This window comes from Streptococcus oralis (genome assembly GCF_016127915.1).
In the GTDB taxonomy this organism is placed as follows: Bacteria; Bacillota; Bacilli; order Lactobacillales; family Streptococcaceae; genus Streptococcus; species Streptococcus oralis_BO.
The window spans coordinates 881448-907879 of the sequence record NZ_CP066059.1; the positions used below are offsets into that span (position 1 = coordinate 881448).

The following is a 26432-nucleotide window of genomic DNA, read 5'->3' on the forward strand; positions in this document are numbered from 1 at the left end:
ATTTTTTGTATTTTTATATTAAATTTTCTATTTCCATTTTCATACATCTTTCTAAAAAGTATTGATATGTTAACATTTTTAAAAAGTCATTCTATGAAAATTTTTACACCTTTTTAGAAAAAGTAGTTGATTTTTATATGAAAACGGTTTATACTTAAAGTTAGGCTTAAAGTTTTCTTAAACACACAGTCAAACATTTTATAAGGAGGAATGACAATAATGAGTATCGGAATCATTATTGCGAGCCACGGCGAATTTGCTGCGGGTATTCATCAGTCAGGATCCATGATCTTTGGTGAACAAGAAAAGGTTCAAGTTGTAACCTTTATGCCAAATGAAGGTCCAGATGACCTTTACGCTAAATTCAACAACGCTGTGGCTGCATTTGACGCAGAAGATGAGGTTCTAGTATTGGCTGACCTTTGGAGTGGATCTCCATTCAACCAAGCTAGCCGCGTGATGGGAGAAAATCCAGAACGTAAGTTTGCCATCATCACAGGACTGAACTTGCCGATGTTGATCCAAGCCTACACAGAGCGCTTTATGGACGCGAATGCAGGTGTGGATAAAGTCGCTGCGAATATCATTAAAGAAGCCAAAGATGGCATCAAGGCTCTTCCAGAAGAGCTTAACCCAGTTGAGGAAGTTGCAAGTGCTGCAGCTGCTCCAGTTGCCCAAGCTGCTATTCCAGAAGGAACAGTTATCGGTGATGGTAAACTGAAAATCAACCTTGCTCGTCTAGACACTCGTCTCCTTCACGGTCAGGTTGCCACTGCTTGGACTCCAGATTCAAAAGCGGATCGTATTATCGTTGCTTCAGACAACGTTGCAAACGACGATTTGCGTAAAGAATTGATCAAACAAGCTGCTCCTAACGGAGTAAAAGCCAACGTTGTCCCAATTCAAAAATTGATCGACGTTGCAAAAGACCCACGTTTCGGCGAAACTCATGCCCTTATCTTGTTTGAAACTCCACAAGATGCCCTTCGTGCCATCGAAGGTGGCGTGCCAATCAAGACCCTTAACGTTGGTTCTATGGCTCACTCAACAGGTAAAACAATGATTAACAACGTTTTGTCTATGGACAAAGAAGACGTTGCAACCTTTGAAAAAATGCGTGACCTCGGTGTTGAATTTGACGTACGTAAAGTACCAAACGACACGAAAAAAGATTTGTTTGACTTGATTAAGAAAGCAAACGTCCAATAATTTTAATCTGTTTTATCATTTTTGAAAACAGGATTAAGTACTTTATTAAAACTAAATAGAAAAGGAATAAAACCATGTCAGATATTTCAATCATTTCTGCTATCTTGGTTGTAGTTGTTGCCTTCCTTGCAGGTCTTGAAGGTATCCTCGACCAATTCCAATTCCATCAACCAATCGTCGCATGTACCCTTATCGGACTTGTAACAGGTAACCTCGAAGCAGGTGTTATGCTTGGTGGATCTCTTCAAATGATCGCCCTTGGTTGGGCTAACATCGGAGCTGCCGTAGCTCCTGACGCTGCTCTTGCATCTGTTGCCGCAGCGATCATCTTGATCAAAGGTGGTAACTTTACTACTGAAGGTATCGCCGTCGCAACAGCCACAGCTATCCCTCTTGCTGTAGCTGGACTTTTCTTGACAATGATTGTTCGTACAATCTCAGTTGCCTTGGTTCACTCAGCTGACGCAGCTGCAAAAGAAGGAAACATTGCGGCTGTTGAACGCGCTCACTACTTTGCCCTTGTTCTTCAAGGTCTTCGTATCGCTATCCCTGCAGCCTTCCTTATCGCTATCCCTGCTTCTGCTGTTCAAGACGCTCTTGGCCTAATGCCAGAATGGTTGAATGGTGGTATGGCTGTCGGTGGTGCTATGGTCGTTGCCGTTGGTTACGCTATGGTTATCAACATGATGGCAACTCGTGAAGTATGGCCATTCTTCGCTATCGGTTTTGCTCTTGCAGCAATCTCTCAATTGACTTTGATTGCCCTTGGTGTCATCGGTGTTGCCCTTGCCTTCATCTACCTTAACCTTACAAAACAAGGTGGTAACGGTGGCGGCGGAGCTGCGACTTCTAACGACCCAATCGGTGATATCCTAGAAGACTACTAGAAAGGGGAACAATCATGGCTGAAAAAATTCAATTATCAAAATCAGATCGTCAAAAAGTTTGGTGGCGTTCACAATTCCTTCAAGGTTCTTGGAACTATGAACGTATGCAAAACTTGGGTTGGGCTTACTCTTTGATCCCAGCTATCAAAAAATTGTACACTAAAAAAGAAGACCAAGCGGCTGCTCTTGAGCGTCACCTTGAGTTCTTCAACACTCACCCATACGTCGCGGCTCCAATCATGGGGGTTACTCTTGCACTTGAAGAAGAGCGCGCTAACGGTGTTGAAATCGACGACGCGGCTATCCAAGGGGTTAAAATCGGTATGATGGGACCTCTTGCTGGTATCGGTGACCCAGTATTCTGGTTTACAGTTCGTCCTATCCTTGGAGCCCTTGGTGCATCACTTGCTGCATCTGGTAACATTGTTGGTCCCCTTCTCTTCTTCTTTGGATGGAATGCTATCCGTATGGCCTTCCTATGGTATACACAAGAGTTCGGTTACAAAGCTGGATCTGAAATCACTAAAGACATGTCTGGTGGTATCTTAAAAGACATCACCAAAGGAGCATCTATCCTTGGTATGTTCATCCTTGCCGTTCTTGTACAGCGTTGGGTATCTATCAACTTTACTGTGAACCTTCCAGGTAAACAATTGGCTGAAGGTGCTTATATCAACTTCCCAGAAGGCGCTGTAACAGGTGGAGAATTGAAGGGAATCCTTGGTCAGGCTCTTAGTGGTTTGAGCTTGGATAGCGTTCAACCACAAACACTTCAAGGTCAGTTGAACTCATTGATTCCAGGATTGATGGGACTTCTCCTTACTTTCCTCTGCATGTGGTTGCTTAAGAAAAAAGTATCACCAATCGCAATCATCCTTGCTCTCTTTGCAGTAGGTATTGCAGCTCGTTTCTTCGGTATCATGTAAACCATCGAGAATATAAATAAAAAGAATCAGGTAATAAACCTGATTCTTTTTGTGTATCAACTTTTTCTTCTAGTCAGATAATGCAAGCCTCCAATCACCACTGCTAGGATGGCTACATAGACGACTTGGGTGGTTTCTAAAGGCACATACGCTCCTTGCAGGATAAAGGTATTGACAAGCACTCCAACAAGGGCTGCAAGGCTCAAAAGTATGAGCAAGACTAGTTTGTATCGATTAAATGGCAGGCTGACCTTGGCAACCAGACACAGACCATTGAACAAAGCAAGGAGGAAGCAAATAAATTTGACCTGACCATGGACAGTGATAAAGAAGTTCGTCAAGAGTACACTAGCGACTAGAATGCCACCCCCAATCGCAGCATTGGTCAAAATATCTCGCATAAAATGTGTGCTGACCTTTTCTTTATTGGACTCAAAAGTTAGGAAGAAAGATGGAATCCCAATCGTAATGGCTGAAATGATTGTAAACTGAATGGGGATAAAGGCAAATTCCAAACCAAATACCACACTCAAAATGGCAAACACGATGGAGAAGAAGGTCTTTGTCAGAAAGAGAGAGGCTACCTTTTGGATGTTATTGATGACCCGGCGACCTTCCATCAAGATATCATAAAATACTGCAAAGTCATCTGTCAGAAAAACAATATTGGATACACTTTTGGCTGCACTCGTAGCACCATTCATAGCAAAGCTGATATCTGCTTTCTTGAGAGCCAGAACATCATTGACCCCGTCACCACTCATGGCAACTGTTTTACCAGCATTTTGCAAAACGGTCACCATCTTTTCTTTCTGTTCAGGTGTCACCCGACCAAAGATATCATGTTCCAAGACCACTCTTTCAAAATCTTGTTCACTCACCTTAGTCATATCAATCGCACGGGCTTCTTCCTTAAAACCTGCCTTACGAGCCACCCCATATACAGCCACATGATTATCACCACTGATAATCTTCACTTCAACACCTTGAGATTCGAAATAGTCAAAGGTTTCCTTGGTATTGTCCTTAACTTCATCTGACAGGACGATGTGCCCCAGTAGTTCCATATTGGCTGGACTCGTGATCTGGTCCTTGCTATGAGCGAGTGTCAAGATTCGAAAACCTTGCTGTTTCAGATGTTCATAGTAGGCATCCATCGGCTGGGTAAAGCCTAGAAATTCATAGGCTCCGAAGAAATAGGTTCCACCCTCTTTTACTTGAACAAAGGAATACTTGTTTTTGCTTGAAAAGGCACCGACTTCTTGAACTTCCCACTTTTTCTCACAGGTTAAGTAAGTCTTCAGAGCGCGCGAAGTTGCATTTTCATCCTCGAAATAGGCCAGATAAGAAGACAGTTTCTCTGCCAGCTTCGCATCTATTTCTTGGACCTTCATATTCCCCGTTGTGATGGTACCTGTCTTATCAAAACAAAGAACATCTACTCGCGCCAAGGTCTCTACACAGTATAGCTCCTGCACTAGAACCTTCTTTTTAGCTAGCTTCATGGCCGCTACCGCAAGGGATACACTGACCAGGAGAATCAAGCCCTCTGGAATCATGCCGACCAAGGCACCTGAACTTCCTAAAACAATCTCAACATAAGACCATCCTAGACTAAAACCTCTGACATAGAGCAGAATGGCAACTGGTACCAGCAAGATAGAGACGATTTTTAAAATCTTATCCATGTAATCGCGCAGTTGAGATGGGTATTTTTTGAATTCTTTGCTGGATTTTGCGAGTTTGTTGATATAACTATCCTGCCCCACAGCCGTCGCTGTGACCAGACACGTGCCACTGACGACATTGCTTCCGCTCATCAGCTTGTCACCAACCGTTTTAAAGATCGAATCACTCTCACCCGTCAGCAAAGACTCATCCACTTCAATATTTCCTTCAAGAACTTCTGCATCTACAGGCACCTGATCCCCCAGATTGAGATGCAGATACTCATCCAGAACGATGTCCTCTGGATCAATCTCGATCGTTTGACCATCTCGATTGACTTTGTACTTACTTTTACCAAGCAAACTTAGCTTTTCCAAGGCATTTTTTGAACGCACTTCTTGGAAAATCCCAATAGCTGTATTGATAGCAATCACACCTAAAAAGAGCATATTTTCAAATCGCAAGGTTGTGGCTACCAGAACTGCCAGAGCCAAGTTCATGGCATTAAAGAAGGTAAAGATATTTGAAACGACAATTTCCTTGGTTGTTTTGTAAGGTTTAATGTCGCTGATGTTTCGTTGACAATCTTTGATGTCTTGGCTGCTTAAATACTTCATTTCTACTCCGATATCCTTTTGTACTACTATAGTAACACATATCCTTTTCTCTGTCATTTAAAGACTCAAAATATGAGGAAGTCCATTGGCAAGCATCATCTATCGCTACTTTAAGAAGGACTTGAAAAAGAAGCTAGGATTTCCCTAGCCTCTTTTCTCTATGCTTTATTCTGCCAAGGCTCCCATTGGATCCCATGGTGCAAGTACGATTGGTTCTGCTTCATAGGCAGCTCGTTCTTCTGCTGTCAGCAATTCCTTACGGACAACGATTTGGTAAGTGTATTCGTCCATCCAAGCATCTGAGGCAACAAAGTACCCATCTGTACCAACCTTATCTCCCCAAGAGTTTTCAACCTTCCACTTGGTTGACTTGCCATTTTCGTCCAAGTCCACACCTGTCAAGACCATGGCGTGAGTCATCAAGCTTTCGCTGTAGTCCAAACGTCCAGCCTTGTCTTGAGTGAGTTGAATATCCATACTTGATTCAAAGTCATAAACATCTGTCGCAAGGATTCCAGCTTTGCGGTTGCTAAGCTGGCCGACATCTGAACCAAACCAAACAGTCTCACCTGTTTGCATTTGGGCAATCGCCAATTCTTTCAAGCGCTCCATAGGAACGTTGATGTAGCGAACTGCACGGCTACCAACCACATTTCCCAACATCTCAACTGTGTAAGATTTGCCGTAAGGCTTGTCAGCAGTTGGAGCATTGATAACAGAAACATAGTCTTCTAGAGGAAGATTGACATATTTCTTGTAAAATTCCTGTGGTGTGATTCCTTTTTCACTTTGGTAGTTATCATCCTTATCGCGATAAGCAAAGTCAAATTTACGTGGTGGAAGCCCTAGTGACATAGCAAGGAAGTTAAAGATTTCTTGCAAGAGGTCTTCTTTCTTAGCTTGAACAGTCGCTTGGTCTGCACCAGAAGCAAGCAAGTCACGCAAGATTTGGGCATCTTGGCGGAGCAATTTGTTAAGAATTGCATTAAGCTCACGGCTGCTGCTAGAAGAAACTGACTCAGGATAAACAGACTTGGGAACGACACCATATTTCACAAAGAGGGCAACGACCATATCCCATTGACCACCATCTTGTTGAGGTGTTTGGAGTAGGAAGCTAACCTTGCGGCTCGTCAAGTCTTGGTCTGCAGTCGCAATCACTTGCTCCAAGAACCAGTTGGATTTCTCGTACTTGTCCCAGAAGAAAGTGTGGGCTTGTGACAACTCAAAGTTTTCCAGTTTGTATTGAGAGATGAGTTTGTGGCGGAAGGTGTTGAGAGCTGCAAACATCCAGCAACGACCAGAGGCTTTCTGGTTAGTAACCTTGTCCTTGGTCAAATCCAATGAGAAAACAGGTGTATTGTCTACATGGCTTTGGCGACGTTCTAGGGCTGCAAAAATTCCGTTATGGCTGGCAGCATTTTCGATCGCTTGGTATTTGACATTTGCTTCATAGTTGGCAAAAAGTTTATCTGTAAATGATTCTTGAATCGCGTTCATAGATTCCTCCTTTTATTCTACTGTCTATTATAACTCTTTTCACAAATGAAGCAACCGAAAAACTTAAAAAGGCAAGGACATTCTCCTCACCTTTTCTAACATAATCCAAACTAAGCAATACTAGCAAGGAGCTCCTCTAACTCCTCCTTGGTCAGGCGACGCCATTCTCCTCGTTCTAAGTTCTCATCCAAGGCTAACGTTCCCATCGTCAAACGTTGCAGGTCCACCACTTCCTTGCCACAGTAGGCCACCATACGCTTGACTTGATGGAACTTCCCTTCAGCAATGGTCGCGCGAACCAGACTTTGATTCTTTTCTGAATCAATAGATACAAGCTCCAGTTTAGCAGGTTGGCAGGTAAAGTCCTTGAGCGGAATTCCCTTGGCAAATGTTTCCACATCTTCTTGAGTCATAATTCCCTCGACTTGTGCCAGATAGGTCTTGTTCACATGACGTTTTGGTGAAAGCAAAGCATGGGCAAGCTGGCCATCATTAGTCAAGAGCAAAAGGCCATGCGTGTCGATATCCAGTCGCCCTACTGGGAAAACTTCCTTGGTCCGCGCCAAGTCATCCAGCAAGTCTAGAACCGTTCTGTGCTTGGGATCCTCAGTCGCTGAAATAACTCCTTGGGGCTTGTTCATCATGTAGTAGACAAACTCTTCATACTCCAACACTTGCCCATCAAAGCGAATCTCATCTCTTTCTTCATCAATTTGCAATTTAGCTGACTTTTCTTTTTTACCATTTACCGTCACCCGCCCAGCCTTCAGAAGATTTTTGACCTCCGTCCGACTCCCTACAGCGCAGGCAACTAAAAATTTATCTAATCTCATAGAACTATTATATCATACTTAAAAGGAGGCTGGTACAATGACCAACCTCCTTTTCGTTTCATACTCTTCAAAAATCTCTTCAAACCGCGTCAACTTCCATCTGCAGCCTCAAAACAGTGTTTTGAGCTGACTTCGTCAGTTCTATCTATAACCGCAAAGCAGTGCTTTGAGCAGCCTGCGGCTAGTTTCCTAGTTTGCTCTTTGATTTTCATTGAGTATCAGATTTAAGAAATTAGCTTCCTCGTCTCCAGAAAATAGCTAATACAATCATAGCACCGAGAACCGCTGGAATAATGGCTGTACCGTTTAGACTTGGCCCCCAAGAACCAAAGAGTAATTGTCCTAAAAAGGCACCAATCCAACCGAGGAACATCTTCCCAAAGCATCCCATACGTTCTCCACGATTTGTGATAGCTCCAGCTAATAGTCCGATTAAAAGACCGACAAACATGCTTCCAATCATAGCTTCTCCTTAATTTGCCCAATCTCCATTACGGAAGAGTGGTACGCGTGTTCCATCCTCACGGATACCATCGATATCCATTTGATTCGAACCAATCATAAAATCCACGTGAACATCTGAACGGTTCAGTCCTGCAGCTTCAAGCTCTTCTTCGCTCATCTCTGCCCCACCAACGACGCTGGTCGCATAGGCCGCACCGATAGCCAAGTGGTTTGAAGCATTCTCATCGAAAAGCGTGTTAAAGAAGGTAATGCCTGACTGAGAAATTGGGCTTGGATCTGGTACCAAGGCACATTCACCCAAGGCACGCGCACCCGCATTTTCAAAGACAAGGTCCTTCATGACCTGATCACCCTTTTCAGCAGTAATGTCTACGATTTGACCATCCTTGAAGGTTACTTTAATGCCTTCGATGATATTTCCGTTGTAGCTAAGTGGTTTTGTAGAGGTTACATAGCCATCTGCACGACGGAAGTCAGGCGCTGTAAAGACTTCTTCTGTTGGCATATTTGGCAAGAATCCTTCGCCCTGTGCATTGATAGCACCAGCTGATTCCCAAACGTGGTTCTTTGGCAAGCCAAGTATCAAATCTGTCCCTGGAGCTGTGTAGTGAAGGGCTGAAAATTGTTCTTTATTAAGCATTTCCGCCTTGCTCTTAAGGATTGCTGCATGTTCTTCCCAAGCCTTAACTGGATCTTCTTCGTAGACACGGCAAGTTTTGAAGATTTGGTCCCAAAGGAGATCCACTGCTTCTTCATCGCTTGCAGCATTTGGAAAGACTTTCTTAGCCCACTCAAGTCCAGCAGCGGCTGCTACAGTCCAGCTAACCTTGTTGGACTGCGTTGCGATACGCATTGGCTTCATCGCAAGTCCCATAGCTTTTGCAGAAGCTGAAAGCTTGTCAGCGTCCACACCGTTCAAGGCCCCTGGATCAGAAGAACGAACACCGAGACGACTTGCTTTATTTTCAAGAAGGTAATTCATCTCAGCAATCTTGTATTCTGGCACATTATCCAGACGCTCCATCGGAGCATGGAGGAATTTCTCACGGTTGATGACATCATCTGTCCACTGAACGATAACCTCATGCGCACCCAAAGCATAAGCTTCCTTAACGATCAAATGTGCCAACTCACGTTGCTCCACATCGATAGAGAGAGTCAAGGTGTGACCAGGTTGCACATTAATTCCGTTCGCAACCAACAATTTCGCATATTTTTCTAGATTTTCTTTAAAATTTGGTAAAACCATTTTGTTTTTCCTTTTCTTTTGTTATTTTTCCTTCAAAGCAGAAAATAATCCTGCTAAAGCAATGGCACCAGACAAGAGCGATGTCGATAGGATAATTGTTTCATCTGCCAGCTCTAGCTGATAATCAAAAACCTTTTCAGCTGGTTTATCTTCCGCAAAAATTCTTAGTTTCATGAAATATCCTCCGTTACTAGTATATCACATATGATATAAATTTAAAAACAAGCTTTATTAGGCTTGTTTTTAATTAACTAAAACAAAAGTCGTGTACATATCTTTCCACTTCTTTTTCCATAGATTGAATCTCACGAACACTCCATTTATCATTTTTTACTGTTACGTCTGCCATCATCTGTAATTTTAAACTCTGGCGATTGAAAATTCCTTCCCACTGTTTATACTTTGCACTTGGAACTAAATTTCCAAACTTCGAATTTTGACTATCTGTAATGATACAAAGATTTCCAAAAGAGTGCAAAAATTTATCATCAATCTTTTCAACTCTTTCATCACTATTTGGATGTTGTGGAAACCAATGTTCTACGGAGCGACGATAAGCAAATTTAAAATCTTTAAACTCAATATCGTAATCTTTCTTCAATTCTTCACGATTTTTCCATAAAACATAATCTACAAAGTTAAAAGCATAAACAGGAATTGCCCCATATTTTTTGATACTTTTATCTTCGGTAAACAATCTTTCCTCAGCATATCTCACTGCCATTTTTTCAAGAGAATCCTTAAACTGACTAGCAAATTCTGTTTGATTTAACTCTTCAATATGGTTAAAGAGGAATTGCAAGATTTCATATAACCAACGACTATCACGATTAGCAGTAAAGGTCACAGCAAACATGGATTGGAGAAGAATGATGTTTTTGTTTAAATTATTTTGAAAACTAATTCGAACATATTTCCATCCTCCATTTTCATTTCGTTTATATGTCTCATACTGAGCGCGCTTGATTTGCCATTCAGTTTCATTTTCTAATTGGACATTTTTTACGATAAGCGTATCAAATATATGCTTCATAGTCAGAAGTAGTTGCCCAAATTGTTGGACCCATTCTCTATCTCGTCGTTCAATTTCAAAAATTTTCAATAATTTTTTATCATCAAATGTAGTTTCGTCATTTCCTTCCATGATGAAAAAAACTTGAAGTAAAAATGTTGGAAAATCAATTACAGTCGTGCAATTTGAAATATCTGCTCCATTATTTACTAAGCTACTACTTTCATATTTTGTCTGAGTAATTGCATCTAGTAAACTTCGTTGCTCAATTTTTTTTACTCTTATTTTCTCAAATACACTTTCCAATTTGAAGTTAGTAAATTCTTTACCAAAAATTTTCTCCCCCTCTTCATCAGTATTGTTTGGTCTACTTCGGATTTGAAAAGTTTTTATTACCGGCTTATCAAACTCTGCACAGGCATCCCAAATCCTTGCAAATTTTTGTGCCATTTCTTGATCTGCACCAAACTTGGCCATCATTTGCGCCTTAAGAATCTCATGAGCCTCTAGTTGTTCTCCACGAGAGTTGAAACGTTCGAAATAAAGATTTAAGTCTAAATCTTCAGGAAGTATACTCCGAAAAATAATAACTTTATCAAAAAGATAATCAACGAAAGATTGAGGATTAAGGTGGCGCTCCTCTAGCACTTTTTTCAATGCGTCTTTAGCATGTCCGTAACCTCTAGTTAATTCATTTTCATCGTCCTCAGAGATTTTTTGCTTAGTAAATAGTTTTTGAATGTTCTCATTTGATTTCTTCCTAGCTGGGAAGGTAAGGTTGATAGCTTTCAATCTATCAAAACCAAACTCATACTTCAAAGCTAAGGCAATCAAATTAAGGGCTGTTGTCCGTTGTTGCCCATCTATGATTTTGAAATTGTTATTCTCTTTATTAACGACTAATGTTCCAATATAATAATTATCCCTATTTTCTTGAAAAGCATCTGCTACATCGTTCAATAACTGCTCAATTTCATCATAAGTCCAGGCAAAATTTCTCTGATAAAGAGGAATGGCATAGGTATCTTCATTTAACAAACGATTAACTGATAAGCTTATATGTGTTTCTACCATTTATCTTTTTCCACTTCTATAATCTTGTCCACAGTATAATTTTCAAATAACTCTCTATCTATCTTGATCATGAAATCATTTGGAGTGACAGCATGAGATAAAAGTTGAAATAGCTTTTGAACCTCTTTTTGTCTAAACCTTCCACCAGCAACATAGTTTCCAACAGTTGCATCATATATGGCTTTAGACTTAACTCGAGGGTAATAAGACCAAATAAACAAGGTCTCTACTATCTCTTTTGATAGCTCATCTTTCCCAAATCTATCTGCGAAAAGCGAGCAAATATTTAGGAATATATTGTGACACTTGAGATAGCGACCCTTTGAGCTATTGTAAATGTTTATCATACCTTCTGGGTAAGCTAAATTTTGTTCTTCTTCCTCTAACTCATTAGAGACTCCAAACTTTTTATTTAAAAAATTTTTATGAACTTTAATAGTTTCATGAGAAGATTCAATATACTCAAAAAATTTACTTCCATCAATTATTGGCATAGTAATTGACATAGGGAGTTTTTCAATATGACGATACAATTCTAGGTATGGAAAGTTCTGATTCAAATCAACGCCTTTAAAGTCGTCAATAAAATCCTCTGTAAAACGGAGATAAGAGCCATAACGCTTGTTTGTTAATCCTGTCTCTCCTCGCGACCAACGTCTCATACGAAAAAGATGTTTATCAAACAACTCTTTGAGACTTAACTCTTTATCCTCTACAAATTGCTCCCACTTTTCAACAATCCTTTCATCTTCGGAATCTTGCTTGCGAAGATGATAGGCCTTGAGCAAATCATGAGGTTCTAAAGATTTTCCACGATTATTCTGAGAATCAAATAACTGAAAGGCCTCTGATAATCGTTCCTGTGGCATAGTAATCACGGAGACAGAACAGTTTCCCAATAAAAAGTTGCAAATATCTTTTGCCTGGTTTTCGCCAACCAATTGAATCAAATTTTCCCACTCATTATAATTTTCACTCGCATGATAGCAAGATATCTCTCCAAATTCAGCACTCAACAGTTGATTAGCACCCTTATAATTCTCTAAATCATCTAATAAATGAAGAAACAAGGAAATTGAAATTAGCCGTTGCTGTCCATCGACAATATCTAAGTGTCCATCATTCTCATGCAAGATAACGGAGCCAATCTGATATTCCTTTTTCCCCATAGCATCTCGTAAATCATAAAAAAGATTACGGATATGCTTTCTGTTCCACTTATAAGGTCTTTGATAAGAAGGAATCCGCAAATCCTCTTCTTTCAATAGTTCTTCAACCTTTTTAGAAGTAAATTGAATACTCATTTTATCCTCATCTATATTTATCTATCATTTCTTGAACAGTTTGCTTCATATCTTCTACTAAAATCCGAGGAGACAAAACAGTAACTGCTTCCCCTTGTCCCAGTAACCAGCGTTTAAGACCCGGTGTATACTGACTTTTAAACTTAAAATGAGTCCAGGCACCATTTTTCCCAACTATTTTTGCATTTGGAAATTGATCCATCACAATAGTAGGATCATACAAATACCCAATCTCAATACTGATTTTCTTCCCGATAAAAGCATCAACTCTCTCATTACGAATATCACCATCTCTAAATTTATCTCGATAAGAAATAGAGGGTTTCTCTATACCACTAAGAGACCATGATTGGATACGGTCTACTCTTAAAGTAATATAAGTAGCGTGTTTTAACTGATAAACAACCAGATAAAAATAATGACTATCATAGTAAAGAGATACAGGCAAAACCGTCTGCTTCTTAGAAGACTCCGAATAAGGTTTTTGATAGATAATGTCTAAGACCTGTTCACGTAGAATAGACTCCGATAAATTCCAAATTTTCTCTATTCTATCTTGCTGATCCGTTAAGGGAGCATAATTAAGCTTTTCACTACCAATGATTTGCTCAATTTCTTTCTGGTCATCACGAGGAATTAAAATCAGTAAATTTTTTAGTAAGCTATCAATTTCTGGCCGATTCAATGCTCGATTTTCCAATAAAATCTTTGAAATAACAAGTATATCCTTTTTATTAAAAACTGACTTACTTGATAGGCTATACTTATTCGTTTTACGACTATAAAGCAGGTCTCCATTAAAATCGGGATGACTGGATAAAATATCACGAAGGAGCGAAAAATCTCTCTGTATCGTCTTTTCACTAACCTCAAATTCCTGGGCTAATTGCTTTTTTCCTAACGGAGTCCCAAACTGTAAGCGTAAAAAGATTGTTAGTAATCTCTCTTGATCATTCATCTAATGTCCTTTTTGTTAATCTTCAAGCGATGTTAGACAAGCTGTCATTCCCCACTTAAAACGCACAATCAAATGAAAATTTAGATTTTCCAATTGATCTGGTTCAGAGTCACCAGAGAAAACCATTTGTTTATTCATATCATGTTGAGAATTAAAAAGATTAAAAAATTTTTCTTGAATCATATCATCCTTTTCTCCCAATATCTGAATATCATCTACTATTAGGAGATCAAACTTCTCACTTCTAACTTTTTGTATTTCTAGCTCATTTTCTAACAAATCTTTAGCAGAAATATATTTTACTCGCTTTTCTGGATTGTTCTCAAGAACCTTATTTCCAATTGCTTGCAGGAGATGTGTTTTTCCTGAACCTGATTGCCCATAAATATAAAGGGGATTGTATTTTAATCCTAAGTTCTTTACTACTTCTAAAGCTTCTTTTTTTGCTAAAGCATTACCGTCTTTTTCTATAAAATTTTCAAATTGATATTTGTTATCTAATCCTGTATTGTTCATCATTTAAACCTCTTTCTTTGTTATGCTATAAGTATAACAAAACAGATGGACAATTTTTGTCCGTCTGTTAATTTTTTTTAAAATAAATCATCAAACAAACTCAACTGGTTATCCTCTGGCATATTACCAAGAATCCCCATTTCATCCATCTTTTCAACCAAGGTTGATGAAAGTCCACCACGCTTGCGCAGTTCTGTCTTAGAGAGGAACTCACCCTCTTCACGCGCACGCACCAACTGCTTAGCAACGTTCTCTCCCAGACCATCCATTGCTACAAATGGTGGGATGAGGGTATCTCCATCAATGATGAATTCAGTCGCATCACTACGATAGAGGTCCAACTTGCCAAACTTAAAGCCACGTTCCCACATTTCATTGACAATCTCAAGAGTTGTATAGAGGTCAATTTCCACATTAGAGGCTTCATTATTCTTCCGTTTTTCAGCGATTTCTTCCATTCTGCGCTTGATAGCATCCAAGCCCGCACCCATGGTCTTGATATCAAAAGCCTTGGCACGGATAGAGAAGTAAGCACAGTAATAATAAATCGGATGGTGAACCTTGAAGTAGGCTACACGCAAGGCCATCATAACGTAGGCTGCCGCATGGGCCTTAGGGAACATATACTTGATTTTTCCACAGGATTCGATATACCACTCTGGTACCTTATTAGCCTTCATAGCCTCGATGTAGCCATTTCGCTCCTCTTCGGAAATCTTCAGCCACAAACCTTTACGCACCCGTTCCATGATGGTAAAGGCCATCTTAGGTTCGAGACCCGCATGCATGAGGTAAACCATGATGTCGTCCCGACAACCGATAACGGTTGATAGGTCCGCAATCCCTTGCTTGATCAAATCCTGGGCATTTCCCAACCACACATCGGTACCGTGGGATAGACCTGAGAGCTGAAGCAACTCTGCAAAAGTCGTCGGATGCGTCTCGTCTACCATCCCACGTACAAAGTTGGTTCCAAATTCTGGAATCCCCAGCATACCCGTCGGCGTTCCGATCTGTTCAGGAGTCACCCCAAGCACATCCGTCCCAGAAAAGAGGGCCATGACACCTTCATCATCCATAGGGATTTCATTAGGATCAATCCCAGACAAATCCTGCAATTTCCGAATCATAGTCGGATCATCATGCCCCAGTACATCAAGCTTGAGGACGTTCTCATCGATATCATGGAAGTTAAAGTGAGTTGTCTGCCATTCAGCCGTCACGTCATCTGCTGGATACTGGACAGGCGTAAAATCGTAGACGTCCATGTAGTTCGGAATAACAACGATTCCCCCCGGGTGTTGTCCTGTCGTCCGCTTAACACCAGCAGCACCTTGAGCGAGGCGTTCCACCTCTGCATCACGATAAAACTTGCCATAGTCTCTCTCGTAGCCCTTGACAAAGCCATAGGCAGTCTTGGCAGCCACCGTACCAACCGTTCCTGCACGAAAGGCATATTCCTCACCAAAGATATCACGTACATCCAAGTGAGCACTAGGCTGGTCTTCTCCCGAGAAGTTCAAGTCAATATCGGGAACCTTGTCTCCATCAAAACCAAGGAAGGTCTCAAACGGAATATCCTGTCCATTTTTGCTAAGTTTATGACCACAGTTTGGACAGTCCTTATTAGGCATATCAAACCCTGAACCGTAAGAACCATCCGTGATAAATTCGCTGTACTGACACTGACCACAGACGTAGTGTGGAGAGAGAGGATTAACCTCCGTAATCCCAATCATAGTCGCAACAAAACTGGACCCAACAGACCCACGAGAACCAACCAAGTAGCCCCGTTCATTGGAACGTTGCACCAGCATCTGCGATGCCAGATAAATCACGGCAAATCCATTCCCCAGAATGGAAGTTAATTCTTTTTCAATCCGTAAATCAACGATATCTGGCAGCGGATTTCCATAAATCTCAAAAGCTTTCTTGTAGGTCAGCTCGGCGACCGTTTCTTCCGCCTTGTCAATGAAAGGTGTGTACAAGTCACCCTTAACAACCTCAACAGGTTCAAAGATATCTGCTAAGGCATTGGTATTTTCAATAACCAATTTGCGTGCCAGTTCCTCTCCCAAGAAAGCAAACTCATCCAACATCTCATTAGTCGTTCTAAAATGAGCCTTCGGTAGCGGTGCTGGTTGGGCATGTTCACCATGACCGATGGTTCGGTTAATCATAGCCCCTTGGCCCAAACTACGGACAATAATTTCACGGTAAATCTCTTCTTCCGGTTCGATATAGTGGACATTTCCCGTAGCTAGAACAGGCTTGCCAAGACGGTCCCCAACCTCTATCAAACTCTTGATAATAGTCTGGAGTTCCTCCATATCCTTGACCTGCTCTTTAGCAATCAAGGGAGCATAGATAGCCGGTGGCATGACCTCGATAAAGTCATAATACTTAGCCACCTCAACCGCCGCATCCACACCTTGGGAAACGACCGCATCAAAAACTTCACCCTCAGAGCAAGCTGACCCTAAAATCAATCCTTCTCGATGGGCATCTAGAACTGTTCTCGGTATCCGTGGTACTCCTTCAAAGTACTTGGTATTGGACAAAGAAACCAGCTTAAAGATGTTTTTTAGACCTACTTGATTCTTGACATAGATGGTCGCATGCTTGATCCGAGCTTTTTTATAAGAATCTGGACTGATTAGATCAATGTTTAGTCTAGCTAGATCGGTCACACCATGTTTTTCTGCTACCTCTTTGATAAAGATGAAAAGCAGACGACCAGTCGCTTCCGCATCGTAGTTGGCCATGTGGTGATGTTCAAGTGCTACACCAAAACGCTTAGTCAAAGGTCCCAAACCATGACGTTTATACTCAGGATAGAGATTTCTAGCAAACTCCAGCGTATCGATAACTGGCTGGCTAATCTTAGGCAGACCATGACGCTCATAGTTGGCATTCATAAAGCCAACGTCAAAGGTGGCATTGTGAGCAACTAAGACTGTATCCTTGCAAAATTCTTGGAATTCTTGCAAAACTTGTTCCAGTGGTTTAGCATTTTTGACATGATCATCTGTAATACCAGTCAACTCAGTAGTAAAGGCTGACAAGGGATGCCCAGGATTGATAAATTCATCAAATTCGGCAATAACATTTCCCTTGTACATCTTAGAGGCCGCAACCTGAATCAAATCATTATAGATGGCTGAAAGCCCCGTCGTTTCCACGTCAAAAACCACATAGGTCGCTTCTGACAAGTCCATCTCCACTTCGTTATAGACGATAGGGACACGGTCTTCCACAATATTGGCTTCCATTCCATAGATTAGCTGAATTCCAGCTTTCTTGGCTGCCTTATAGCCATGTGGGAAGGACTGAACATTCCCATGGTCTGTGATGGCAACCGCCTTGTGTCCCCACTTAGCAGCTGTCGCAACGATTTCTTCAACCTCTGGTAAAGCATCCATGGTAGACATATTGGTATGAGCATGAAACTCAACCCGACGCTCACCTTCTGGCATCAAATCCTTCCGCTCACAGTGAACAACTTCCTGCACATCCTGGACGTTCATGGTCAAATCTCGTGTGAAATTATTCATCTCCACATTTCCACGAACTCGGAGCCAAGAATTCTTCTTAATGATGTCAAACTTCTGAGCTTCTTCTTCATTCTTAACCCATTTTTGCATTGAAAAACTTGAAGTGTAGTCTGTCATTTTAAAGTTGATCAAAACGCGACCAGTTCTGGTCACCTTATGCTCCACATCAAAAACGACCCCTTCAAAGACCAAACGATTCTCCTCAGTCGTCACATCGATCATCTGGGTAACTTCTGCCTTATCTAGTTTTGGCTTGGCTGCAGCCTTTTTAGCCTGAAAATCAAAGACTGGCTTCTCTTCTACTGGAGGAGGGACCATTTGTTCCAGTTGCTCCATAGCCCGCAATGCTTCTTCGTTGGCAGCCTGAACAATCTGTTCATTCTCTGTATGGAAGGCTTCCTCCTGCTCTTGTGTAAGAGCATCATTCTTTTCTATTTGGCATACAAGAGCTGGAAAACCAAACTTTTCGAGTTGCTTTGCCAAATTAGGAAGATGATTCTTCTTAAAGTGTTCCTTATCAATCGCCTCTGAACCTTCAATAATGAGTTGATTTCCCTCCGCACGAACGTTTAAATTCTGGTAAAGAGATTTAAACCCCTGACTTGCACATGGACCTTCAGAAAAAGCCTCTCTATAGTAGGCCTGCAAGAGTTCATTAGAGAATTCTTGAGAAAGAGCCTTGATTTCGAAAACAGCTCGGTTCCCTGTCTTAGAAAATTCTTCACTAAGCCCTTTCTTTAACTCCAAAAAGATTTCAATCGGTAAAATATTAGAAAATACAAAATGAAATTCCCAAATCTTACTAATTTTATGAACCACAACACGCTCAATTCTTGCATCAACAAGAGCAGTATCCTGTCTCAATTGATCCGAGATTCCTAGTTGATTCATCAAAATTTCAAACTTACTTGACATTCATTTTCCTCACATTATTCTCTTACTATTTTACCATAATTAAAGAAAATATATAGTCACTACCATTCCTTAAGCACTGCTAGTTTACACAAATTTATTCCGTAAACAAAAAAGAAGACTCTCAGAATCTCCTAAGTAAATAAAAAAAGATACCCAAAAGTATCCTCGTAATCGATCGGGAAGACAGGATTCGAACCTGCGACACCTTGGTCCCAAACCAAGTACTCTACCAAGCTGAGCTACTTCCCGCGTTAAATAAAAAAATGCACCCTAGAGGAGTCGAACCTCTAACCGCCTGATTCGTAGTCAGGTACTCTATCCAGTTGAGCTAAGGGTGCTCATCATTATATGCCGAGGACCGGAATCGAACCGGTACGATCGTTACCAATCGCAGGATTTTAAGTCCTGTGCGTCTGCCAGTTCCGCCACCCCGGCCTCTCTAAGCGAACGACGGGATTCGAACCCGCGACCCCCACCTTGGCAAGGTGGTGTTCTACCACTGAACTACGTTCGCATCGACCTCTTATTCTATATAAAAAAATGCCGGCTACATGACTTGAACACGCGACCCTCTGATTACAAATCAGATGCTCTACCAACTGAGCTAAGCCGGCTACTTTCTATTATGCGGGTTAAGGGACTTGAACCCCCACGCCGTTAAGCGCCAGATCCTAAATCTGGTGCGTCTGCCAATTCCGCCAAACCCGCAAATATGACCCGTACTGGGCTCGAACCAGTGACCCATTGATTAAAAGTCAATTGCTCTACCAACTGAGCTAACGAGTCTAAAATAACTGCCGTTATCTTAAACGGTCCCGACGGGAATCGAACCCGCGATCTTCGCCGTGACAGGGCGACGTGATAACCGCTACACTACGGGACCTATGGGAGTTAACGGGATCGAACCGCTGACCCTCTGCTTGTAAGGCAGATGCTCTCCCAGCTGAGCTAAACTCCCTCGAGCTAAGCGACTTCCATATCTCACAGGGGCAACCCCCAACTACTTCCGGCGTTCTAGGGCTTAACTGCTGTGTTCGGCATGGGTACAGGTGTATCTCCTAGGCTATCGTCACTTAACTCTGAGTAATACCTACTCAAAATTGAATATCTATCAAATCTCAAGAAAACCTTACACTTCGTATTCTCAGTTACTTTGGATAAGTCCTCGAGCTATTAGTATTAGTCCGCTACATGTGTCGCCACACTTCCACTTCTAACCTATCTACCTGATCATCTCTCAGGGCTCTTACTGATATAAAATCATGGGAAATCTCATCTTGAGGTGGGTTTCACACTTAGATGCTTTCAGCGTTTATCCCTTCCCTACATAGCTACCCAGCGATGCCTTTGGCAAGACAACTGGTACACCAGCGGTAAGTCCACTCTGGTCCTCTCGTACTAGGAGCAGATCCTCTCAAATTTCCTACGCCCGCGACGGATAGGGACCGAACTGTCTCACGACGTTCTGAACCCAGCTCGCGTGCCGCTTTAATGGGCGAACAGCCCAACCCTTGGGACCGACTACAGCCCCAGGATGCGACGAGCCGACATCGAGGTGCCAAACCTCCCCGTCGATGTGAACTCTTGGGGGAGATAAGCCTGTTATCCCCAGGGTAGCTTTTATCCGTTGAGCGATGGCCCTTCCATACGGAACCACCGGATCACTAAGCCCGACTTTCGTCCCTGCTCGAGTTGTAGCTCTCGCAGTCAAGCTCCCTTATACCTTTACACTCTGCGAATGATTTCCAACCATTCTGAGGGAACCTTTGGGCGCCTCCGTTACCTTTTAGGAGGCGACCGCCCCAGTCAAACTGCCCGTCAGACACTGTCTCCGATAGGGATTACCTATCCGGGTTAGAGTGGCCATAACACAAGGGTAGTATCCCAACAACGTCTCCTTCGAAACTGGCGTCCCGATCTCTTAGACTCCTACCTATCCTGTACATGTGGTACAGACACTCAATATCAAACTGCAGTAAAGCTCCATGGGGTCTTTCCGTCCTGTCGCGGGTAACCTGCATCTTCACAGGTACTAAAATTTCACCGAGTCTCTCGTTGAGACAGTGCCCAAATCATTACGCCTTTCGTGCGGGTCGGAACTTACCCGACAAGGAATTTCGCTACCTTAGGACCGTTATAGTTACGGCCGCCGTTTACTGGGGCTTCAATTCATACCTTCGCTTACGCTAAGCACTCCTCTTAACCTTCCAGCACCGGGCAGGCGTCACCCCCTATACATCATCTTACGATTTAGCAGAGAGCTGTGTTTTTGATAAACAGTTGCTTGGGCCTATTCACTGCGGCTGACTTAAAGTCAGCACCCCTTCTCCCGAAGTTACGGGGTCATTTTGCCGAGTTCCTTAACGAGAGTTCTCTCGCTCACCTGAGGCTACTCGCCTCGACTACCTGTGTCGGTTTGCGGTACGGGTAGAGTATGTTTAAACGCTAGAAGCTTTTCTTGGCAGTGTGACGTCACTAACTTCGCTACTAAACTTCGCTCCCCATCACAGCTCAATGTTATAGATATAAGCATTTGACTCATATCACACCTCACTGCTTAGACAGACACTTCCATTCGTCTGCTTTAGTTAGCCTACTGCGTCCCTCCATCACTACATACTCTAGTACAGGAATATCAACCTGTTGTCCATCGGATACACCTTTCGGTCTCTCCTTAGGTCCCGACTAACCCAGGGCGGACGAGCCTTCCCCTGGAAACCTTAGTCTTACGGTGGACAGGATTCTCACCTGTCTTTCGCTACTCATACCGGCATTCTCACTTCTATGCGTTCCAGCACTCCTCACGGTATACCTTCTTCACACATAGAACGCTCTCCTACCATACCTATAAAGGTATCCACAGCTTCGGTAAATTGTTTTAGCCCCGGTACATTTTCGGCGCAGGGTCACTCGACTAGTGAGCTATTACGCACTCTTTGAATGAATAGCTGCTTCTAAGCTAACATCCTAGTTGTCTGTGCAACCCCACATCCTTTTCCACTTAACAATTATTTTGGGACCTTAGCTGGTGGTCTGGGCTGTTTCCCTTTCGACTACGGATCTTAGCACTCGCAGTCTGACTGCCGACCATAATTCATTGGCATTCGGAGTTTATCTGAGATTGGTAATCCGGGATGGACCCCTCACCCAAACAGTGCTCTACCTCCAAGAATCTTTATGTCGACGCTAGCCCTAAAGCTATTTCGGAGAGAACCAGCTATCTCCAAGTTCGTTTGGAATTTCTCCGCTACCCACAAGTCATCCAAGCACTTTTCAACGTGCCCTGGTTCGGTCCTCCAGTGCGTCTTACCGCACCTTCAACCTGCTCATGGGTAGGTCACATGGTTTCGGGTCTACGACATGATACTAATGCGCCCTATTCAGACTCGGTTTCCCTGCGGCTCCGTCTCTTCAACTTAACCTCGCATCATATCGTAACTCGCCGGTTCATTCTACAAAAGGCACGCTCTCACCCATCAACGGGCTCGAACTTGTTGTAGGCACACGGTTTCAGGTTCTATTTCACTCCCCTCCCGGGGTGCTTTTCACCTTTCCCTCACGGTACTGGTTCACTATCGGTCACTAGGGAGTATTTAGGGTTGGGAGATGGTCCTCCCAGATTCCGACGGGATTTCTCGTGTCCCGCCGTACTCAGGATACTGCTAGGTACAAAGACTATTTTAAATACGAGGCTGTTACTCTCTTTGGCTGATCTTCCCAAATCATTCTTCTATAATCTTTGAGTCCACATTGCAGTCCTACAACCCGAAGAGTAAACTCTTCGGTTTGCCCTCCTGCCGTTTCGCTCGCCGCTACTAAGGCAATCGCTTTTGCTTTCTCTTCCTGCAGCTACTTAGATGTTTCAGTTCACTGCGTCTTCCTCCTCACATCCTTAACAGATGTGGGTAACAGGTAGTACCTGTTGGGTTCCCCCATTCGGAAATCCCTGGATCATCGCTTACTTACAGCTACCCAAGGCATATCGTCGTTTGTCACGTCCTTCTTCGGCTCCTAGTGCCAAGGCATCCACCGTGCGCCCTTATTAACTTAACCTTATTTTCTGACCTTTCAGTCATAAACTCTTATTAATACTACAGCGTTTCGGTTTATTTTCTTGTTACTATTTGATATAGATATTCAATTTTCAATGTGCATTACTTGGTGATCTCTCACCAATGGAGCCTAGCGGGATCGAACCGCTGACCTCCTGCGTGCAAAGCAGGCGCTCTCCCAGCTGAGCTAAGGCCCCACAAGACCTCTCAAGACTAAACAAGACCAATGTGCAGTTCCTTATCCTTAGAAAGGAGGTGATCCAGCCGCACCTTCCGATACGGCTACCTTGTTACGACTTCACCCCAATCATCTATCCCACCTTAGGCGGCTGGCTCCTAAAAGGTTACCTCACCGACTTCGGGTGTTACAAACTCTCGTGGTGTGACGGGCGGTGTGTACAAGGCCCGGGAACGTATTCACCGCGGCGTGCTGATCCGCGATTACTAGCGATTCCGACTTCATGTAGGCGAGTTGCAGCCTACAATCCGAACTGAGACTGGCTTTAAGAGATTAGCTTGCCGTCACCGGCTTGCGACTCGTTGTACCAGCCATTGTAGCACGTGTGTAGCCCAGGTCATAAGGGGCATGATGATTTGACGTCATCCCCACCTTCCTCCGGTTTATTACCGGCAGTCTCGCTAGAGTGCCCAACTGAATGATGGCAACTAACAATAGGGGTTGCGCTCGTTGCGGGACTTAACCCAACATCTCACGACACGAGCTGACGACAACCATGCACCACCTGTCACCTCTGTCCCGAAGGAAAACTCTATCTCTAGAGCGGTCAGAGGGATGTCAAGACCTGGTAAGGTTCTTCGCGTTGCTTCGAATTAAACCACATGCTCCACCGCTTGTGCGGGCCCCCGTCAATTCCTTTGAGTTTCAACCTTGCGGTCGTACTCCCCAGGCGGAGTGCTTAATGCGTTAGCTACGGCACTAAACCCCGGAAAGGGTCTAACACCTAGCACTCATCGTTTACGGCGTGGACTACCAGGGTATCTAATCCTGTTTGCTCCCCACGCTTTCGAGCCTCAGCGTCAGTTACAAGCCAGAGAGCCGCTTTCGCCACCGGTGTTCCTCCATATATCTACGCATTTCACCGCTACACATGGAATTCCACTCTCCCCTCTTGCACTCAAGTTAAACAGTTTCCAAAGCGTACTATGGTTAAGCCACAGCCTTTAACTTCAGACTTATCTAACCGCCTGCGCTCGCTTTACGCCCAATAAATCCGGACAACGCTCGGGACCTACGTATTACCGCGGCTGCTGGCACGTAGTTAGCCGTCCCTTTCTGGTAAGATACCGTCACAGTGTGAACTTTCCACTCTCACACTCGTTCTTCTCTTACAACAGAGCTTTACGATCCGAAAACCTTCTTCACTCACGCGGCGTTGCTCGGTCAGACTTCCGTCCATTGCCGAAGATTCCCTACTGCTGCCTCCCGTAGGAGTCTGGGCCGTGTCTCAGTCCCAGTGTGGCCGATCACCCTCTCAGGTCGGCTATGTATCGTTGCCTTGGTGAGCCGTTACCTCACCAACTAGCTAATACAACGCAGGTCCATCTGGTAGTGATGCAATTGCACCTTTTAAGCAAATGTCATGCAACATCTACTATTATGCGGTATTAGCTATCGTTTCCAATAGTTATCCCCCGCTACCAGGCAGGTTACCTACGCGTTACTCACCCGTTCGCAACTCATCCGCTCGGTGCAAGCACCAAGCTTCAGCGTTCTACTTGCATGTATTAGGCACGCCGCCAGCGTTCGTCCTGAGCCAGGATCAAACTCTCATTAAAAGTTTGAGTTCTCACTCATTTCTGTCACTGACAGATTTATTGTTTTTTCATTGTTCAGTACTATAACCTCAGTTATAGTGCCCTGCACATTGGTTCGTCTTGTTCAGTTTTCAAAGGTCTTTGTCACTCATTCTCTCTCAAGCGACAACTATATTAGTATATCACAGCCATCTGTCTCTGTCAACAGATTTTTTGAACTTTTTTTCAAGTTTTTTTAACCGCAATACACCATAGTCCGTACGGGATTCGAACCCGTGTTACCGCCGTGAAAAGGCGGTGTCTTAACCCCTTGACCAACGGACCTGAGCTTTTCAACTCTTTCTATTATACCTACTTTTTTACCTTTGTCAAGAACTTTTTTCCTCTTTACCGAAATTCTGAAAAGATTAGGGAAAGTTCTCTCAGGAGAGCTTTACGTCCTCTAAAGACTTCCCCTCCCATGAGACGATCTATTAACTCTTGTTTTTCCATACTCTGCTTTGATTTATAATTCTTTAGAAGTTCGTGAAAGAGATAATAATCGTCCAGTCTGAGTCCTTTTTCTCCTAGACGATGGCTAATCTCACTCACCTCTTCATAGGGTTCTTTGTCAAAACGGCGCTTGTGGCTTTCCTGTTTACGGATGTAATCTAGGATGCGATTTCTAAACTTTGTTTTAAAGCAAACATATAGTTGATGGCGGTCGCCCTCTAGTAACTCTGGGTTGCGACTCACCAGCTCATACAGACATAACATGCCTTCCTGGTCCCAGTCCTCTTTCTCCCACAGATGCAAATGATAATCTTTGCGACACTTATGGACGATTCCTTTACTTTCTTCATATAAGTCTTTTAGATTCATAGACCTCTCCTTTCTGCATTTAGTTTAGCAAAATGCACGAGGCCCTGGGTCTAGTTCCTCTATTCTATACTTCTTCCTCCCTCAACGGCACATAAAAAGAGAGGCAAAGCCTCTCTGGGGTTATAATTCTGCAATTTGGTTGAGATTCACTTCTGCAATCGTATCATTACCAAACATGGAGATAATCATCTTCACTTTGTTGTTATCAATTTCAGTAATTTTCCCTGTGTAGTCTGCAAAAGCGCCATCAATGATGCGGACTGTCTGGCCAACTTCAACATCAATATCGAACTCTTGAACAGTTTGTCCCATTGAAACCAGAATATCACGAATTTCTTGTTCCAATAGTGGAGTTGGTTTTGATCTGTTCCCGTGTGAGCCGACGAATCCTGTTACGTTAGGTGTGTTTCGAACGACGAACCATGCTTCATCGGTCATGACCATTTCTACAAGGACATAACCTGGAAAGCGATTCTCTTCAATTTCCTTTTTCTTTCCATTTTTCTCAACTTGCACGGTTTGTGTTGGAATCTCAACGCGAAGAATATTATCCAACATGTTATATGTTTGCGCACGTTGCAATAGATTTTCTTTTACCTTATTTTCATAGCCAGAATAAGTTTGTAGAACAAACCATCCCTTGTCAAAACTATCCATGATATTTCCTTTCATACATATATAGAAGAAAGCTAGCAGAAGTTTTCCACTTTTCTTCTAAAAAATGTTAATAAATCGAATCAAACCTGAAACAATCAACTGGTCAAAAATGTAAATGATGACCACAAAGAAGGCTGTGTATTCCATAATAGAGCGAAAATCTCTCCAGCTTTCTTTGCGAGTTGGCCAAGTTGTTTCTTTAAGAAGTTTAAAAATATCCTTAATAAAACCCATCGTTCTCTCCTATCTCGTTTCTCTATGTGTCGTATATTTTCCACAATGTTTACAAAATTTATTTACTTCTAGTCGTGTTGGCTTGGGGTTCCCACTAATTTTGATTGAGTAATTCCTTGAACCACAAACTGCACAAGCTAGGCTTGCTTTTTTTAGTGCCATAAC

18 protein-coding genes, 11 tRNA genes and 3 rRNA genes are annotated in these 26432 nt (G+C 42.8%); 3 read left to right on the forward strand and 29 right to left on the reverse strand.

Going from position 1 to position 26432, the window contains the following annotated elements; genetic code table 11:
• The first annotated feature begins 219 nt into the window (after positions 1 to 219).
• From I6H78_RS04185 to I6H78_RS04195, 3 genes are all read left to right on the forward strand, one after another.
• On the forward strand, positions 220 to 1209 hold the full coding sequence (locus I6H78_RS04185; protein WP_198460225.1) for a PTS sugar transporter subunit IIB: 990 nt from the start codon (positions 220 to 222) through the stop codon (positions 1207 to 1209).
• 74 nt (positions 1210 to 1283) lie between these two features.
• Positions 1284 to 2096, forward strand: a complete 813-nt coding sequence (locus I6H78_RS04190) for a PTS mannose/fructose/sorbose transporter subunit IIC (RefSeq protein ID WP_001280326.1) — start codon at positions 1284 to 1286, stop codon at positions 2094 to 2096.
• A 14-nt stretch (positions 2097 to 2110) separates the two neighbouring features.
• The gene (locus tag I6H78_RS04195) at positions 2111 to 3022 is read left to right on the forward strand and encodes a PTS system mannose/fructose/sorbose family transporter subunit IID (RefSeq protein WP_000818316.1); all 912 of its coding nucleotides are present in this window, start codon (positions 2111 to 2113) and stop codon (positions 3020 to 3022) included.
• Between the two features lie 56 nt (positions 3023 to 3078).
• On the opposite strand, the gene I6H78_RS04200 is transcribed toward I6H78_RS04195, so the two are convergent.
• From I6H78_RS04200 to rpmG, 29 genes are all read right to left on the reverse strand, one after another.
• Complete coding sequence (locus I6H78_RS04200; protein ID WP_198460171.1) at positions 3079 to 5307, reverse strand: HAD-IC family P-type ATPase; 2229 nt, start codon at positions 5305 to 5307, stop codon at positions 3079 to 3081.
• A gap of 165 nt (positions 5308 to 5472) precedes the next feature.
• Positions 5473 to 6807 (reverse strand): aminopeptidase C, encoded by a 1335-nt coding sequence (pepC, locus tag I6H78_RS04205; RefSeq protein WP_198460172.1) that lies wholly within the window; start codon positions 6805 to 6807, stop codon positions 5473 to 5475.
• Positions 6808 to 6917: 110 nt separating this feature from the next.
• Positions 6918 to 7640 (reverse strand): pseudouridine synthase, encoded by a 723-nt coding sequence (locus I6H78_RS04210; protein WP_198460173.1) that lies wholly within the window; start codon positions 7638 to 7640, stop codon positions 6918 to 6920.
• 232 nt (positions 7641 to 7872) lie between these two features.
• A complete protein-coding gene (locus I6H78_RS04215; protein WP_198460174.1) occupies positions 7873 to 8103 on the reverse strand; it encodes a GlsB/YeaQ/YmgE family stress response membrane protein in 231 nt (76 codons plus the stop codon).
• Positions 8104 to 8112: 9 nt separating this feature from the next.
• On the reverse strand, positions 8113 to 9354 hold the full coding sequence (locus I6H78_RS04220) for an aminopeptidase (RefSeq protein WP_198460175.1): 1242 nt from the start codon (positions 9352 to 9354) through the stop codon (positions 8113 to 8115).
• Positions 9355 to 9375: 21 nt separating this feature from the next.
• Positions 9376 to 9528 carry a hypothetical protein gene (locus tag I6H78_RS04225; RefSeq protein ID WP_125394899.1) on the reverse strand — a complete coding sequence of 51 codons (153 nt, stop codon included), beginning with the start codon at positions 9526 to 9528 and terminating at the stop codon, positions 9376 to 9378.
• Positions 9529 to 9601: 73 nt separating this feature from the next.
• Complete coding sequence (locus tag I6H78_RS04230) at positions 9602 to 11440, reverse strand: GmrSD restriction endonuclease domain-containing protein (protein WP_198460176.1); 1839 nt, start codon at positions 11438 to 11440, stop codon at positions 9602 to 9604.
• On the reverse strand, positions 11434 to 12744 hold the full coding sequence (locus tag I6H78_RS04235; protein WP_198460177.1) for a DUF262 domain-containing protein: 1311 nt from the start codon (positions 12742 to 12744) through the stop codon (positions 11434 to 11436). The genes I6H78_RS04230 and I6H78_RS04235 overlap by 7 nt, the downstream gene beginning before the upstream one ends.
• A gap of 7 nt (positions 12745 to 12751) precedes the next feature.
• Positions 12752 to 13702: a helix-turn-helix transcriptional regulator gene (locus I6H78_RS04240; protein WP_198460178.1), complete on the reverse strand. Its 951-nt coding sequence runs from the start codon at positions 13700 to 13702 to the stop codon at positions 12752 to 12754.
• Positions 13703 to 13717: 15 nt separating this feature from the next.
• Positions 13718 to 14221, reverse strand: a complete 504-nt coding sequence (locus tag I6H78_RS04245) for a DnaA ATPase domain-containing protein (RefSeq protein ID WP_013670155.1) — start codon at positions 14219 to 14221, stop codon at positions 13718 to 13720.
• A gap of 74 nt (positions 14222 to 14295) precedes the next feature.
• Entirely contained in the window at positions 14296 to 18687 is a 4392-nt protein-coding gene (locus I6H78_RS04250) for a PolC-type DNA polymerase III (protein ID WP_198460179.1), read from the reverse strand.
• Positions 18688 to 18862: 175 nt separating this feature from the next.
• Positions 18863 to 18936: transfer RNA gene (locus I6H78_RS04255), tRNA-Pro, on the reverse strand.
• 15 nt (positions 18937 to 18951) lie between these two features.
• A tRNA-Arg gene (locus tag I6H78_RS04260) sits at positions 18952 to 19025 on the reverse strand.
• Positions 19026 to 19036: 11 nt separating this feature from the next.
• Positions 19037 to 19122, reverse strand: a tRNA-Leu gene (locus tag I6H78_RS04265).
• 7 nt (positions 19123 to 19129) lie between these two features.
• A tRNA-Gly gene (locus tag I6H78_RS04270) sits at positions 19130 to 19201 on the reverse strand.
• A gap of 27 nt (positions 19202 to 19228) precedes the next feature.
• Positions 19229 to 19301 (reverse strand) — tRNA-Thr (locus I6H78_RS04275).
• Positions 19302 to 19313: 12 nt separating this feature from the next.
• A tRNA-Leu gene (locus I6H78_RS04280) sits at positions 19314 to 19395 on the reverse strand.
• 5 nt (positions 19396 to 19400) lie between these two features.
• Positions 19401 to 19473 (reverse strand) — tRNA-Lys (locus I6H78_RS04285).
• 24 nt (positions 19474 to 19497) lie between these two features.
• Positions 19498 to 19570: transfer RNA gene (locus I6H78_RS04290), tRNA-Asp, on the reverse strand.
• A 2-nt stretch (positions 19571 to 19572) separates the two neighbouring features.
• A tRNA-Val gene (locus I6H78_RS04295) sits at positions 19573 to 19645 on the reverse strand.
• 4 nt (positions 19646 to 19649) lie between these two features.
• A 5S ribosomal RNA gene (rrf, locus tag I6H78_RS04300) occupies positions 19650 to 19764 on the reverse strand.
• 76 nt (positions 19765 to 19840) lie between these two features.
• Positions 19841 to 22740, reverse strand: a 23S ribosomal RNA gene (locus I6H78_RS04305).
• A 123-nt stretch (positions 22741 to 22863) separates the two neighbouring features.
• Positions 22864 to 22936, reverse strand: a tRNA-Ala gene (locus I6H78_RS04310).
• A 51-nt stretch (positions 22937 to 22987) separates the two neighbouring features.
• Positions 22988 to 24536 (reverse strand): 16S ribosomal RNA (locus tag I6H78_RS04315).
• The 16S, 23S and 5S rRNA genes sit together here with 11 tRNA genes alongside, the layout of an rRNA operon.
• Positions 24537 to 24767: 231 nt before the next feature.
• Positions 24768 to 24839, reverse strand: a tRNA-Glu gene (locus tag I6H78_RS04320).
• A 63-nt stretch (positions 24840 to 24902) separates the two neighbouring features.
• Entirely contained in the window at positions 24903 to 25376 is a 474-nt protein-coding gene (locus I6H78_RS04325; RefSeq protein ID WP_061853368.1) for a hypothetical protein, read from the reverse strand.
• Between the two features lie 120 nt (positions 25377 to 25496).
• On the reverse strand, positions 25497 to 26033 hold the full coding sequence (gene nusG, locus I6H78_RS04330; protein ID WP_000376728.1) for a transcription termination/antitermination protein NusG: 537 nt from the start codon (positions 26031 to 26033) through the stop codon (positions 25497 to 25499).
• A 57-nt stretch (positions 26034 to 26090) separates the two neighbouring features.
• A complete protein-coding gene (gene secE / locus I6H78_RS04335) occupies positions 26091 to 26267 on the reverse strand; it encodes a preprotein translocase subunit SecE (RefSeq protein WP_000505776.1) in 177 nt (58 codons plus the stop codon).
• Between the two features lie 9 nt (positions 26268 to 26276).
• Positions 26277 to 26429 carry a 50S ribosomal protein L33 gene (gene rpmG / locus I6H78_RS04340; RefSeq protein ID WP_001809375.1) on the reverse strand — a complete coding sequence of 51 codons (153 nt, stop codon included), beginning with the start codon at positions 26427 to 26429 and terminating at the stop codon, positions 26277 to 26279.
• Between the last annotated feature and the right edge of the window lie 3 nt (positions 26430 to 26432).

Coding starts and splice junctions, on each gene's coding strand:
- I6H78_RS04325 (WP_061853368.1), bottom strand. CDS start 25,376: ATGAATCTAAAAGACTTATATGAAGAAAGTAAAGGAATCGTCCATAAG.
- nusG (WP_000376728.1), bottom strand. CDS start 26,033: ATGGATAGTTTTGACAAGGGATGGTTTGTTCTACAAACTTATTCTGGC.
- I6H78_RS04245 (WP_013670155.1), bottom strand. CDS start 14,221: ATGATGAACAATACAGGATTAGATAACAAATATCAATTTGAAAATTTT.
- I6H78_RS04190 (WP_001280326.1), top strand. CDS start 1,284: ATGTCAGATATTTCAATCATTTCTGCTATCTTGGTTGTAGTTGTTGCC.
- I6H78_RS04225 (WP_125394899.1), bottom strand. CDS start 9,528: ATGAAACTAAGAATTTTTGCGGAAGATAAACCAGCTGAAAAGGTTTTT.
- I6H78_RS04215 (WP_198460174.1), bottom strand. CDS start 8,103: ATGATTGGAAGCATGTTTGTCGGTCTTTTAATCGGACTATTAGCTGGA.
- I6H78_RS04210 (WP_198460173.1), bottom strand. CDS start 7,640: ATGAGATTAGATAAATTTTTAGTTGCCTGCGCTGTAGGGAGTCGGACG.
- I6H78_RS04230 (WP_198460176.1), bottom strand. CDS start 11,440: ATGGTAGAAACACATATAAGCTTATCAGTTAATCGTTTGTTAAATGAA.
- pepC (WP_198460172.1), bottom strand. CDS start 6,807: ATGAACGCGATTCAAGAATCATTTACAGATAAACTTTTTGCCAACTAT.
- I6H78_RS04200 (WP_198460171.1), bottom strand. CDS start 5,307: ATGAAGTATTTAAGCAGCCAAGACATCAAAGATTGTCAACGAAACATC.
- I6H78_RS04250 (WP_198460179.1), bottom strand. CDS start 18,687: ATGTCAAGTAAGTTTGAAATTTTGATGAATCAACTAGGAATCTCGGAT.
- rpmG (WP_001809375.1), bottom strand. CDS start 26,429: ATGGCACTAAAAAAAGCAAGCCTAGCTTGTGCAGTTTGTGGTTCAAGG.
- I6H78_RS04195 (WP_000818316.1), top strand. CDS start 2,111: ATGGCTGAAAAAATTCAATTATCAAAATCAGATCGTCAAAAAGTTTGG.
- secE (WP_000505776.1), bottom strand. CDS start 26,267: ATGGGTTTTATTAAGGATATTTTTAAACTTCTTAAAGAAACAACTTGG.
- I6H78_RS04220 (WP_198460175.1), bottom strand. CDS start 9,354: ATGGTTTTACCAAATTTTAAAGAAAATCTAGAAAAATATGCGAAATTG.
- I6H78_RS04235 (WP_198460177.1), bottom strand. CDS start 12,744: ATGAGTATTCAATTTACTTCTAAAAAGGTTGAAGAACTATTGAAAGAA.
- I6H78_RS04240 (WP_198460178.1), bottom strand. CDS start 13,702: ATGAATGATCAAGAGAGATTACTAACAATCTTTTTACGCTTACAGTTT.
- I6H78_RS04185 (WP_198460225.1), top strand. CDS start 220: ATGAGTATCGGAATCATTATTGCGAGCCACGGCGAATTTGCTGCGGGT.